At 71.1% G+C, this 13,284-nt stretch carries 11 protein-coding genes; 2 read left to right on the plus strand and 9 right to left on the minus strand.

Annotated elements, in window-relative coordinates:
• Positions 1-114 precede the first annotated feature (114 nt).
• From LNK82_RS35085 to LNK82_RS35095, 3 genes are read right to left on the minus strand one after another with little or no spacing between them, the layout of a single operon-like run.
• Entirely contained in the window at positions 115-1,044 is a 930-nt protein-coding gene (locus LNK82_RS35085; RefSeq protein WP_230571228.1) for an ornithine cyclodeaminase family protein, read from the minus strand.
• On the minus strand, positions 1,041-2,132 hold the full coding sequence (locus LNK82_RS35090; RefSeq protein ID WP_230571229.1) for an alanine racemase: 1,092 nt from the start codon (positions 2,130-2,132) through the stop codon (positions 1,041-1,043). Before LNK82_RS35090 ends, LNK82_RS35085 begins: the two co-directional genes overlap by 4 nt.
• Entirely contained in the window at positions 2,129-2,773 is a 645-nt protein-coding gene (locus tag LNK82_RS35095) for a helix-turn-helix transcriptional regulator (protein ID WP_230571230.1), read from the minus strand. The genes LNK82_RS35090 and LNK82_RS35095 overlap by 4 nt, the downstream gene beginning before the upstream one ends.
• Positions 2,774-3,165: 392 nt before the next feature.
• Between LNK82_RS35095 and LNK82_RS35100 the strand changes: the two genes are divergently transcribed.
• Positions 3,166-4,869 carry a tetratricopeptide repeat protein gene (locus tag LNK82_RS35100; RefSeq protein ID WP_230571231.1) on the plus strand — a complete coding sequence of 568 codons (1,704 nt, stop codon included), beginning with the start codon at positions 3,166-3,168 and terminating at the stop codon, positions 4,867-4,869.
• Here LNK82_RS35100 and LNK82_RS35105 read toward each other — a convergent pair.
• From LNK82_RS35105 to LNK82_RS35130, 6 genes are all read right to left on the minus strand, one after another.
• Positions 4,850-6,907, minus strand: coding sequence for a tetratricopeptide repeat protein (locus LNK82_RS35105; protein ID WP_230571232.1), 2,058 nt, complete (start codon positions 6,905-6,907; stop codon positions 4,850-4,852). The two genes, LNK82_RS35100 and LNK82_RS35105, sit on opposite strands and share 20 nt — an antisense overlap.
• 107 nt (positions 6,908-7,014) lie before the next feature.
• Entirely contained in the window at positions 7,015-7,242 is a 228-nt protein-coding gene (locus tag LNK82_RS35110) for a DUF397 domain-containing protein (RefSeq protein ID WP_230571233.1), read from the minus strand.
• Positions 7,243-7,538: 296 nt separating this feature from the next.
• The gene (locus LNK82_RS35115; protein WP_230571234.1) at positions 7,539-8,396 is read right to left on the minus strand and encodes a helix-turn-helix domain-containing protein; all 858 of its coding nucleotides are present in this window, start codon (positions 8,394-8,396) and stop codon (positions 7,539-7,541) included.
• A 508-nt stretch (positions 8,397-8,904) separates the two neighbouring features.
• Positions 8,905-9,585, minus strand: a complete 681-nt coding sequence (locus LNK82_RS35120) for a cation efflux transmembrane domain-containing protein (protein WP_230571235.1) — start codon at positions 9,583-9,585, stop codon at positions 8,905-8,907.
• Positions 9,582-9,914, minus strand: a complete 333-nt coding sequence (gene cmtR / locus LNK82_RS35125; RefSeq protein ID WP_053720720.1) for a Cd(II)/Pb(II)-sensing metalloregulatory transcriptional regulator CmtR — start codon at positions 9,912-9,914, stop codon at positions 9,582-9,584. The genes LNK82_RS35120 and cmtR overlap by 4 nt, the downstream gene beginning before the upstream one ends.
• Positions 9,915-9,922: 8 nt before the next feature.
• Positions 9,923-10,786, minus strand: a complete 864-nt coding sequence (locus LNK82_RS35130; RefSeq protein WP_230571236.1) for a coiled-coil domain-containing protein — start codon at positions 10,784-10,786, stop codon at positions 9,923-9,925.
• Positions 10,787-11,102: 316 nt separating this feature from the next.
• Between LNK82_RS35130 and LNK82_RS35135 the strand changes: the two genes are divergently transcribed.
• The gene (locus tag LNK82_RS35135; protein ID WP_372470729.1) at positions 11,103-13,211 is read left to right on the plus strand and encodes an amylo-alpha-1,6-glucosidase; all 2,109 of its coding nucleotides are present in this window, start codon (positions 11,103-11,105) and stop codon (positions 13,209-13,211) included.
• The last annotated feature ends 73 nt before the right edge of the window (positions 13,212-13,284 follow it).

Genomic DNA, 13,284 nt, shown 5'->3' on the forward strand with positions numbered 1-13,284 from the left:
CGGCGACCTGCCCCGTTGCGGCCGGAACCTGCCAACCACGTCGCACGCGGTCGACGCAGCACCGCTTGCCCATCCACAATGGACATACCAGGGGGCTGCCGCAGACGCGCACGATCACCCAGCCGGCGGCGGGGTGAGCCCGGCGGCGCGCAGGAGGGCCACGCCGAGGTGCAGGTCCTGCAACGCGATGCCCGAGCTGTCGAACACCGTCACGTCATCGGGCGACGACCGGCCCTCCACCCGGCCCGCGAGCACGTCGCCCACCGCCGTCGGCCGGGCGTCGGGCACGTGCTGGAACTCGCCGATCGCCACGGACTGCGCGGGCCAGTCGCAGAACAGCCGGGCGGACGCGAGCAGCTCCACCGGAAGTTCCTGCTTGCCCTTGCCGTCGGAGCCCATGCTCGCCACGTGCGTGCCCGGCCGCACCCACCCAGCTTCGAACAACGGGGCACGGGCGGTCGTCGCCGTGACGATGACGTCCGCCGACCGGCACGCCTCCTCGGGCCCGGTCAGCACCGCCGACAGCCCTTCCGCCGCCAGGTCGGCCACGAACCGCGCACCCCGTCCGGCGTCGCGCGCCACCACGTGGACGACCGACAGGTCGCGCACCCGGGCCAGCGCCACGCACTCGTGCCACGCCTGCGGACCCGTGCCGAAGACCGCCAACGACCGCGCGTCCGGGCGGGCCAGCACGTCGGCGGCCACGGCGTCGGCCGCGGCGGTGCGGAAGGCGTTCGCGAAACCCGCCTCGATCACCGCCGCGATCCGGCCGGCGGACTGGTCGAACAGCAGGATCACCGAGTTGTGCCGGGGCAGCCCGCGCTCGGTGTTGCCCGGCCAGTAGCTGCCGATCTTCACCCCGGCGGCCTGCGCCGCGGCGGCCGACTTGACCGTGAACCGGTTGGCGGGCGACGACCCGTGACCGACCACGGCCGGGAACTGCACACCGCCGTCCGCCGCCTCCAGCAACGCCGAGAGGGCGGCTTCGTAGGCCAGCTCCCGGCTCACCAGCGCGCGCGTCTCCTCCTCCGACAGGAAGATCACCAGCCGTTCACCCGCCGCCACGTCGTGCCCGCGTCGCCGGCGAGCCGGTAGGTGTCGTGCTGCGCGGCCGTGGCGCACGCGTGGTTGGGCAGCACTCGGACCCGCGTGCCGACCGGCAGGTCCGGCAGCGGCCGGTCGCTGCCGGACCGCATGGCCAGGGTGCCGTGCTCCTGGCTGGCGTCGGTCATCAGCAGGTCGTCGAACGGCGGGCCGTCCAGCGGTGCGACGAGGCCGTAGCCCTGGTCGACCGGCTGGCGGGACGTGCCGCGGTCGCGCGAGGTGGCCATCCAGCCGCCGTCGGTCATGATCTTGCCGGGTCGGTGGCCGATCACCGTGACCACCACGGACAGCGCGAGGTCGGCCACGGAGCACACGCCGATGCCCGCCATCACCAGGTCGAAGAACACGAAGTTGCCCGCGCGGACCTCGGTCACGCCGGTCAGGTCGGCGACGGCGTGCGCGGTCGGCGTCGAGCCGATGCTCACCACCGGGCACGCGTGCCCCGCCGCGCGCAGGTCTTCGGCCACGCGGACGGCGGCGGCGCGTTCGGCCTCCGCCGCCTTCACCAGGGCGTCGCGGGTGTAGCAGAAGTACGACTCGCCCGCGTGGGTCAGCACGCCGCGCAGTTCCGCGCCGTCGAGCGCGGCGGCGATCTCCACGACGTCGGGGGAGCCGGGCAGCACGCCGCCCCGGTGGCCGTCGCAGTCGACCTCGATCAGGGCCGGGATCGCGATCCCGGACGCGGCCGACGCCTCCGCCACCGCACGGGCCTGTGCGACGTTGTCCAGCAACACCACCAAATCCACGCCGCGCCGCCGCAACGCCAGTACCCGGTCCAGCTTGGCCGGCGCGATGCCGACCGCGTAGACGATGTCGGTGAACCCCGCGTCGGCGAACGCCTCGGCCTCGCGCAGCGTCGAGACCGTGATGGGCCCCGTGCCGCCGTCGAACACCAACCGGGCCACGTCGACAGACTTGGCCGTCTTCACGTGGGGGCGCAAGGGGGTTCCGAGCGCGTCGAGGTGGGCGCGCAGTCGGTCGGCGTTGCGCCGCACCTTCGCCTCGTCCACGAGCAGGTAGGGGGTCATCGCTCCTCATCGGTCGGTTCGGTCCGGCACGCGGCCAGGTCGGCGTAGAGGGAGGCGCGGGAGATGCCGAGCCGTGCCGCGACCTTCGGCGCGGCGCCGCGCAGGTGGAACACGCCGCGCCGGTCGAGGGCGCGCAGCAGGCGCAGGCGCTCGGGTTTGCCCAGGCCCGCCACCGGTTTCGCCAGGGCCAGTTCCTCGGCGCGCACCACGGCGTCGACGACCTCTTCGACGTCGTCGCTGAACGTCGTGGCCGTCGGCGCGCCCCCACCACCGGCCAGGTCCGCGAGCAGGTCGCCGACCTGGCGCAACGCCGTCACGTCCAGGTTCACGCACAGCGCGCCGAACACCGTGCCGTGCTCGTCGCGCAACGGCATCGTGGACGACTTGACCAACCGCCCGTCCGGCGTGCGGGTCAGGTAGTTCAGCTCGTCGACGGCCTCGTCGCCGGCGGCGAGCACGGCCAGCCCGATCTCGCTCATGGCCCCGCCGACGCGCCGCCCGGTCACCCCACCCGCCACCGCGACCACCGAGTGGTCGGGCTGCCGGTAGTCGTGCAACACCACCTCGCACGACCGCCCGAACGTCGCCGCCAAGCCGGGCACCACGCCCTTGAGCGCCTCCAGGATCGCATCCGCCGTCATGCCCGCAGTCTAGACACAAAGTCCAGAGATTGGACAATCCATCCAGTCCAGCCGCCCGCTCTGGGAGCGTTCCCAGTCCTGATCTGCGCAAACGTGCCGATGTGGACCTGTGGCACGGGGTGCGTACCGCAGGGGGTGCCGCAGGGTGAGTTGTATCAAGCTACTAGCCTGACGCGAGCAATCAGGAAGACAAGCTCCAAGTGACGTCATCGATCTGACAGGTGTCACTTGGTGGACGACCAGAGAGGTGTCGATGAGGCCGACGGGCAACTCAACCCGGCCCGGTGCGTACCGATACGACGGTGCGCGGTGCCGCGCGTCTTCCTCGCGCAGGGGCCACCCGGTGCGGCGGTGCGGTCTTGGAGCGGCGGCGGATTTCGTTGGATGAACTGGTGATCGGTGTCGTGAGCTACTCCCACGACCCGGAGGGCAAGGCCCTCGCCGAGTACCTCGTGTCAGAGGCTCCGAAGCACAACGCGCGACTGCTGTGGGATCGGGACATGGTGAACCCGGTGTCGATCCAGGAGTGGATGACCAACAACATCGAGGACTACCCGGTCGCCTGCGTGATGTCCCCCGACTACACGCGCAGGTTCGGTCGCGGGTCCGAGTCGTCGGAGCGCACGGGCACGCTGTTCGAGAGCCGCGCCGTGCTGGGCAAGCTCTTCGACCACACGGAACTGGAGCACTGCCCGGTAATCCCGGTCGCGATGCGCGACTTCCTGGTCGACTCCGCACCGCACGCCTTGAAGCGCCTCCGCATCGCCAAGATCGACCCCGCGACCGGGCACGGGGTGCAGGAGTTCTTCGATCGCCTGAGGGCGTTGTGGGAGGCCCGACGTCGGCCGGACCAGGAAGGAAGTCCGACGCCGGAGCAGTCCGGGGTGAAGCCGCGGCCGGGGTGCGACGGGGCACCGGGTCGACCGCGTCCCGAGCCGCGGATGGTGTCCCTCATGCGCGCGCTCGAGACCGCCGATCCCTCTTCACCGGAGGCGAGGTCGCTCGTCGACGAGTGGCTCGCGGCTCTCGACACCGACCCGTCCGCCACCGCGGTCTTCCCCGCGGTGGAGGGCATCGTGAAATCGGCCGGGGACGTCGACCTCATGCTCCGGGTGGTGGACAGGTGCCTCGACCTGCTCCGGGGGCCGGGCCTGCTGGAGGCGGACAAGCGCGTCAAGGCCCGCATCTTCATCTGCGGCCGTGCGTGGTATCTCCGCAGGCGTGGCGACCTGCACGGCGCCTTGAGGGCCGCGAGCCGGGGCGTCGCCCTCGCGGTGGAGTGCGGTGACCAGAGCCTCGTGGCGCTGGGCAAGAGGTGTCTCGCGCGCATCCACCGCGGCCTCGCCGAGGAAGCCGACGCCGATGCCCGCGAGGAGCACCTGGCCATCGCAGACCGGTTCGCCGTCGAGTCCTTGACGATGTTCTCGCACCTGCCGCACCACGGTGACGAGGTCGGCGTGTGCTTGGTGGTGCGGGCGCGTATCGCGTACACGAGGTACCGGCTGGGCCAAGGGCGCCGCAACCTGCGGCAAGCGAGCGTGTTGGCGGACGAGGCGGTCAAGTCGGTGAAGTCGCCCGCCCGCGACCGGGTGCGCGACTACCGCGAGCTGCAGATCCTCCGCGCCGAGATCGCCTTGGCGCGCAAGCGCGTCTGCCAGGCCATGGCGTTGGCGGACAGTGCGGTCGGCGCCTTGACCGAGCGCGCGGAGTCCGGTGCGTCCTACGCCGAACTGCTCGCCCGGGCGCACCTGGTCCGCGCGGAGGTGTTCTACCGGACCCGGCGCATCGACACGACGGGCGACGTGCGGACGGCGTTGGGGATCTTCGAACGGCTCGGTCTCGAGCGCGGGTCGGCGGAGTGCCGGTGGATCCTGGTGGCGAGGGACCGCGGTCACGGCTTGTCCCGCTGGGACGTGCGCGTGATCGAGAGGCTGAGCCCCGACCCCCGTCACCGGTTGCCGGCCGTCGAGGAGATGGAGCGGTTGGAACGGGAGCTGACCGGCAGGAGGTGGTGGCGGCGTCGGGAATGGCGTGAGGTCGTCGAACGCGTCCGGGCACGGCACCGATCGGACAGGTTCAGCGAGTCAGAGAACTGACGAGGCTCCGCACGCGTTCGGCTTCCGCCGAGCGGTGTTGAGCCGCATAAAGTTCATGAGCGCGCCGCAGGGCGTCGAGAGCGCCGTCGACGCCCTGCGCCGCCAAGGCCGCACCCAAGTGCTCGGCCACCACCGGCGCGTAGAAGGAGTGACCGACTTCCTCGCAGAGCACGAGCGCGTGCTGGTACGCGCGCACGGCGTCGTCCGGTCGACCAGCGCGTTCCGCGATGAACCCCAAGTTGTCCAGCGCTACCGCCTGCCCGCCGCTGTTGCCGTGGCGGACGTGCAACTCCAGCGCCGACTCACACCACCGCTCCGCCAAGTCCAGTTCGCCCAGTTCCGCGTGGCACCTGGCACAGGCATTCGCCGCGTGCGCCTGGCCGATCGGGTTCGCCACCGATTCGTACAGGGCGTACGCCCGGGAGGCGTGGTGCAGCGCCTGGCTGTGGTCGGCGAGTCGGGAGTGGACCCGGGCGATGTCGTGATGCGTGTGCGCGGACTCCGACGGATCGCCCAGTTCCGCCGCCACGGCCAAAGCTCGTGCCAACGACCGCAGGGCGTCCTCCAAGTGGTCCGACCTCGTCAGCGCTCGGCCCAGTTGGCGGTGTGCTAGCACGCGCGGCCGCGCCCCGCCCATTCGGTCCGCGGCAGCCGCTCCCGCCCTCGACGTGCGGAGGTTGTCGCTCAGACGTGCGTGCCTGAGGTGGAACGTGTCGAGCGAACGCGACAGGTGGAACACGTGTTCCAGCCACCCCTGTCGCTCGGCGTGCTCCTGGAGCGCCAACAACTGCTGGTGCTCGGCGGTGAACCAGCGGAGCGCCGCGGCCTCGTCGGGCAACGTCAGCGGTGCGGAGCCCGGCACGGGTGAGGGTGGCTCCAGGACGGCCCGGTGCGGGTAGAGCAGCGCGTCGGCGCCGTGCGCCGTGCGGGTGTAGAAGTCGACCAGTCGTCGCACGGCCTCGAATCGTTCGTCGGGCGTGTCCTCTGCGGAGCCGAGTTCGCGGCCGAGCAGGCGGACCAAGGCGTGCATCCCGAACCGGTCCGGCGCCCGCTGCCACAGGAGGTTCCTGGCTTCCAGCCTCCTCAGGAGCTTGCCCGCCCGTCGCGGCGGCACGGCCGTCAGGCTCGCGAACGACTGGGAGGTGAGTTCGGTGACCGGTGCGGAACTCGCCATCCGGAACGCATGCGCCTCATCGTCGGCGAGCGCGGCGTAGGACCACGACAGCACAGCGCGCAAACCGGTACCACCGTCTTCTGTTTCCAACGCGTCCAACCTCGCCGGGATATCGTCGAGTTCGTCCGCCAGCGACCTGAGCGGGAAGTCCGGGTGGGCCGCGGCTCGTGCCGCCACGATCGCCAAGGCCAGCGGCAGGCCGTCGCAGCAGTCCAGGAACACGTCGACCGCCGCGGGGTCGGAGTTCACGGCGGCCTCACCCAAGTGATGGCTGAGGAGCGAACGGGCATCCGTGCGACCGAGCATGCCGAGCGTGCACGCGGCGGTGCCCGTCATCCGAAGGGCCGACAACCGGGTGCGGCTGGTGACGATCACCGCGCACGATGCCGATCCCGGCATCAGCGGGCGGATCTGCTCCGCGTGGACCACGTTGTCGAGCACGACGACCATCCGACGGCCCGCCGTGGCGCTGCGGTACAGCGACGCGGCGGTGTCGACGTCGCCACCCGCGAGGCCGGGGTCCACGCCGAGCGCGACCAGGAATCCGTGCAGCACGGACAAGGTCGAAGCGTCTGTTCGTGGAGCCGAGGGCGCGCCCAGGTCTGCGAACAGCTGACCGTCGGGGAACTCGTCGTCGACGTGGTCGTGGGCCCATCTCAGCGCCAGCGCCGTCTTGCCGGTTCCTGCGGCGCCCTCGACCGCCAGGACCACCATCTCCTGGTTCGCGCGTGCGCGTGCGAGCGCGTCATCGAACTCGCGGAGTTCGCGCGCACGTCCGACGAGCCACCGCGGCGGAACGGGCAGCTGTCTCGGCACACCGGACGCGACGCGGCGCTCGTGGAAGAAGTTGACGTCTCCGATCACGACCCCCGCCTGCACCACCGCATCCGCTGAGGACGAGTGCAGTCCGTTGTGGGTTTCGGAGGGAGTTGGTGAAGCGGTCTCGCCCTGTGCCCGCGAGGGCCGGGGGATCACTGGCCCGTCACCCGGCCGGCCATGAACGCTTCCCACGATTGCCGAGGGAAGACGAGCACTTGGCCTTGCCTGTTCCGCGAGCTCCGGACCAGGACCTCGCTCGTCCGGTGGGCTACCTCAACGCACAACGTCTCGGTCGGGTTGGGTCCACTCGCCGAACTCTTGAACCACGACAACCCGGTGGAATCGGTGCCGACCGGTTGCGGTTTCCCCACTCGTCTCATACCGCCCCCTCCACTAGCTGTCCGGTCCGAAGCCCGCCGTACTGACCTGCGGTGACCGCCAGGACTTGGGGACGCAAAGGACAGACAGGTGCTGACCGGTACTTCCCGAGTAAACCGCTGCGGCGGTCGGTCCTCTACCGCCAATTGAGCGATCGGATCAGGTGCCGGGATCACTCCGGAACGAGCGGGTGCACTCCCGGTCGATCCGGCGACCGCAATATTGTGGTCACCAGGTGGGCTGAATGCTGCCGCGCGTATCGGCCGACCAGGTCAATAGCGATTTCGCGACGCTGATCTCAGTGCGTCGTTTCGGTGATCAATTCGTCGATGAACTCGAGTGTCCGCGATTCGCTCCAGGTAAGTTTCAAGAGCTGATCGAATCGGTTCAGGTGTCGGGTCACCTCATCGTCGTTGTCCCGGATCACGTAATCTCTCGACTGCTCTTCGAGGACGAGCACCTGTTCGGATCCGTCGGGTGCGAGGTCGAGGATCGAGAATGATCCCCTGAGGCCGGGGTGTTCGCCTGCCGAAAATGGCAGCACTCGTATGGAAATGTTGGGCAGCATGGAATTTTCTTTGATTCGCTGCAACTGGTCACGCGCGACTTCGAGGTTGCCGACCCCGCGCCGCAGGATCGACTCGTCCAGGATGAATACCATGTCAGGGCCCTCGTCGACCATGATCTGCTGACGCTTCTCCCTGATCTCCGCGCCTATCCGCGCGGTTTCCGGGTCGATGTCAAACGCAATGGCGAGCGCTTGGACGTAGCCTGCCGTCTGCAACAGGCCGGGCAACGTCTGTGCTTGGAACTGGCGGATGGCGGAAGCTGACGCCTCGTAACCGATGAGGGCGTACAACTGTGGGTTTATGAACTGTCGGTATCCGGTCCACCACACGCTCTTCCGGCTTGCCCTGGCCATGGCGACGAGCTCTTCGACCTTGACCTCGTCGACGACCGAATAAAGCGCGAGTAAGGCACGTAGGTCGGTGATGCCCACATTAGTAATGCCGTTCTCGATGCGGATGACCTTGGAAATCGACCAGTCGAGTCGTTCGGCTGCCTGCTTCTGCGTTACCCCTGCCGCGTCCCGGAACTTGCGCAACTCCGCCCGCAGTCGGCGCTGGTGGACGATGGGCGTGTCCTGTTGGCTCATTTTGTCCTCCGTGACATGGCATATTGCCACATGGCAACGTAGACATCGCGGCGGGGCAGGTCCACGTTACCGGATAGCAGAACGATGGCTACCGCTTTGGTAGGTATCGGCACGCTTGCTGGCGTGGTGTAGATACCGAAAGGTCTGCATCCACATGGTCCAGTCGTCACGTTCGGTAGCAAGAGTTGCTGCGGTTAGCCGGCTTCACTCTTAGGGCTGAACTCGACAGAGGGTGCGGTGATGCGGGCCTTCGGTGACTGTGAGGCCTGCTCAACCACACCCTCTGTCACGAAGGAAGATCGACTTTGGTTGATGGGCGTGAAGCGCGGCACAACCCGTGGCCACCCAGCCGTCGCCGTGAGCGGGTGCAGGCCTGACGACAGCAGTTCTCGCGGGTCGAGTCGCGAGCAGGCCGACCTGGGGGAATCCGAATCAATGGGTCGGCGGACCGGGAATCCCGGTTCAGTGAAAGTCGCGGGTCCGGACCGCTGGGACCTCTCGCGTCGAATCAGCAGCAGTGGTCGCCGCGCCAGGCCTCGCGGCCCTCCTTGACCGCCACCGCGGCGATGACGAGCGCGGCCAGCGGGTCCGCCCACCACCAGCCCAGGGTGCTGTTGAGGACCAGCCCGGCCAGCAGGACGGCGGACAGCCACGTGCACAGCAGCGTCTGCTTGGAGTCGGCGACGGCGCTGGTCGAGCCGAGTTCACGACCCGCCTTGCGTTGCGCGCGCGAGAGGACCGGCATCACGACCAGCGAGACGGCGGCGAGGACCATGCCCACCGTGGAGTGGTCGGCGGCCTGCGCGCCGAGCAGGGCGCGGACCGACTCGACCGTCACGTAGAGCGCCAGCGCGAAGAACGACAGGGCGATCACGCGCAGCGCGACCCGTTCCCTGGCCTCGTGGTCCTTGGCGGAGAACTGCCAGGCGACGGCGGTGGCGGAGGCGACCTCCACCACGGAGTCGAGGCCGAAGCCGATCAGCGCGGTGGACGAGGCGATCGTGCCGGCGCTGATCGCGATCACGGCCTCGACCACGTTGTAGGTGATCGTGGCGCCCACCAGCAGGCGGACCCGGCGGGTGAGCGCGGCACGGCGGTCCGGCGCCAGGATCGGCGCGGGCTCGGCGGCGCAGCAGCCGTCCGCGCACGTGGACGTGGACGTGGACGTCGGTGACGTTTCGGCGGTCATCGTGCGACCACCGCGTCGTCCACGCAGTCCTCCGTCGGGTCGACGGCGAGGACCACGTCGAGCAGCTCGCCGATGGCGCGGGCCAGGTGCGGGTCGGCGATGTCGTAGCGCACCTGGCGGCCCTCGTAGGTGGCCACGACGAGCCCGCAGCCGCGCAGGCACGACAGGTGGTTCGAGGCGTTGGACCTGGTCAGGCCCAACTGCTCGGCCAACCGCGCCGGGTAGCCGGGACCGTCCAGCAACGCGACGAGGATGCGGCACCGGGTCGGGTCGGCCAACGCCCGACCGAGCCGGGCGAGCGCGGTCTCGCGCGTTTCACACGTCAGCACTTGCCGAACTATACAGCCTCGGCTGTACTTTCAGGCAGGGTCGACCTCGTCCGCTGGGTGGGGATCTCGTCCAGCGGCGCGTGCAACAACGGGTTCGCCTCGGCCAGCAGCGCCCGCGCGTCGCGCAACCCGGCGGCGATGCGGTCACGGCGGGCGCGCAGCTCGTCCACCCGCTGCCGCGCCTCGGTCACGATCCGCCGCGCGTGGTCCTCGGCCGCGCGGACCAGCTGATCCGCCCGCGCCCGGGCGGCGGCCTCCCGCGCGGCCATCGCCGCCATCGACTCGGCCCGCCGCGCGCTCATCGCCAGCTCGAAGTCGACCCGGACGTCCTCGCGCACCGCCGCCGCCCGCTCGTCGAGCTCACGCCTGCGCTGCTCGGCCTGCCGCGTCACGGCCAGGATCCGCTCACCGGCCTCCCGCATCGACCTCCGGTGCTCGGCCTCCGCCTGCCGCCGCTGCGCGTCGAGCTCGGCGACGAGCCGCTCCGACCGCTCGCGCACCCGCGCCGCGGCCCGTTCCGCGGTGGCCCAGTGGTTCTCGGCGACGGCCCGCGCCCGCGTGATGATCTCGGCCGCCTCCTCGTGCGCGAGCTCCGCCATCCGCCGCAACCGCTCGGTGAGCGCGTCCGGTTCGATCGGGGTGCGGGAGATCCGGTCGATGTGCTCCCGCAGCACGCGGATCTCCGCGCGGGCGGTCTCCAGTTGACTGGCGAGGTCGTCGGCCCGGGCCTCGGCCGCGTCGCGATCGACCGCGAGCACGCGGAGTTCGGCTTCGACCCCCTCGACGTAGCGCCGCACGTGGCCGCGGTCGTACCCGCGCCACACCACGTCGAAGTCCGCCCGCAACGGCACCAGGTCCCCGTCCACCGCCATCGCCTCTCCCGTGATCGACGTCGTGGTCGCGGCGGCGGGTGTCGCGCACCGCTCACGATCTTTGTTAGCACTCCGGGTCGAGGAGTACCAGCAGTGCTCGGACCTGCCACCCCAGGCCTGCGGCGGCGTGGCGGCAGTCGTCGCTGATGCGACCGAAAGGCGCAACCCCCTCTCCGCCGCACGGTGTCTTCTGCTCCCGATCCGTTGGGAAGAGCCGTTCGGCGTGGTGATGATCGAGGCGATGGCCCGCGCGACGCCGGTGGAGGCGTCGTGGGCGGGCGCGGTGCCGGAGGCGGTGGTGGACGTGACGGCAGACCTGCCCCCGGAGCCGTTCAACGCGGGCGAACCGGCGTTCACCGGCGACGTCGGCGGCACCACGACGTTGGTCGAGGGCAGCACGTTCTGCCTCTCGACCGGCGCCGGCGACATCGAGCCCGGCACGCCGCACGGCCTGTTCTTCCGCGACGCGCGCGTCGTGTCGCGGTGGCAGCTCCGGCTGGACGGCCGCCCGCCGCACCCGCTGTCGGTCTCGCACCCGGAGGCGTTCGCCGCGCGGTTCGCGCTGCGCCGCCCACCCGCCGCGGGCCTGGCCGACAGCACCCTGCTGCTGGTGCGCGAACGGCTGGTCGGCGACGGGATGCGCGAGACGATCACGGTCGACAACCTGGGCCGCGAGGCCACCGCCGTGCGGCTGGAGTTGCACGTGGACGCCGACTTCGCCGACCTGTTCGCGGTCAAGGAGGGCCGGGCCGCGCACGGTGGCGCGGACGCCACCGCCGCAGGGTCGGAACTCGTGCTGCGCGACCGGAAGGACGGCTCGCGCGGGGTGCTGGTCACCGCCACCGCCGAGCCCGTGGTGGCGCCGGGCGCGTTGAGCTGGCACGTGGTCGTGCCCGCGGGCGGCCGGTGGTCCACTGAGGTGTCCGTGCAGCCGACCGTGTCCGGTCGGCCGGTTCCGCCCCGGTTCCGCCCCGGCGAGCGGTTCGAGGCCAGCGCGCCCGCGCGCGAGATCCGGGCGTGGCGAGCGGCCGGCACCCTCGTCACCGCGAGCGACCCGGTGTTGACGGGCGTGTTGCGCCGCACCGGGAGCGACCTCGGCGCGCTCCGGATCCACGACCCGACGCGCGACGGCCGGCCGTTCGTCGCCGCCGGCGCGCCCTGGTTCATGACGCTGTTCGGCCGCGACAGCCTGCTGACCGCGTGGATGGCCCTGCCGCTGGACGTCGGCCTGGCGCTGGGCACGGTGCAGACCCTCGCCGAGACCCAGGGCGAGGTGGTCGATCCGCTGACCGAGGAGGAGCCCGGCCGCATCCTGCACGAACTGCGCCGGGGACCGGAGAGCACGGCGGTGCTGGGCGGCAACCACTACTACGGCACGGTCGACGCCACGCCGCTGTTCGTGATGCTGCTGGCCGAGTGCTGGCGGTGGGGCGCGGACCCCGAGGTGGTGCGCTCCCTGCTGCCCGCCGCCGACGCCGCGCTCGCGTGGGTCGACCGGTACGGCGACCGCGACGGCGACGGGTTCGTGGAGTACCGCCGGGCCACCGACCGCGGCTTGGTCAACCAGGGCTGGAAGGACAGCCCCGACGGCATCAACGACGCCTCCGGCCGACCGGCCGTCCCGGCGATCGCGCTGTGCGAGGTCCAGGGTTACGCGTACGCGGCGTTGCGGGCGCGGGCGGAGCTGGCCGAGGGGTTCGGCGACGACGTCACCGCCGCCCGCCTGCGCCACCGCGCCGACGAGCTGCGCCACCGGTTCGCCGAGGCGTTCTGGCTGCCGGACCGGGGCTGGTACGCCCTCGCGCTCGACGGCCGCAAGCAGCCGGTCGACGCGCTGACCAGCAACATCGCCCACTGCCTGTGGTCGGGCATCGCGACCGACGAGCACGCGGCCACCGTGATCCGGCGGCTGGCCGAGCCCGACATGGACACCGGCTACGGCCTGCGCACGCTCGCGTCCTCGATGGGCGCCTACAACCCGATGAGCTACCACAACGGTTCCGTGTGGCCGCACGACACGGCCATCGCGGTGGCCGGGCTGCTGCGCTACGCCCACCTGCCCGGAGCCGTCGACCTCGCCCACCGCCTGGCGGACGGCCTGCTCGACGCCGCCGCCGCGTTCGGCGGACGCCTGCCCGAGCTGTACTGCGGCTTCTCCCGCGACGACTTCAGCCCACCCGTGCCCTACCCGACGTCGTGCTCGCCGCAGGCGTGGGCCAGCGCCTCACCGCTCCTGCTGGTCCGCTCCTGCCTCGGTCTGGAGCCCCACGTCCCCCACCGCACGCTGACCACCGATCCGCACCTGCCCCCGCGCTGGGGCGAGCTGACCCTGACCGACCTCAGGCTGGGCGACGAGACCGCGCACATCAGCGCGACCGGCGAGAAGGTCGCGGTCTCCGGCCTGCCCGCCGACTGGACCACCTGACCCGGAACCGCCGCACCCGCCGAGCGCGCCCGGAACACCGCCCCCTTGCGGGAACCGGCCGTGCTCCGTCCAG

This window comes from Saccharothrix luteola, assembly GCF_020859565.1.
GTDB lineage: Bacteria > Actinomycetota > Actinomycetes > Mycobacteriales > Pseudonocardiaceae > Actinosynnema > Actinosynnema luteola.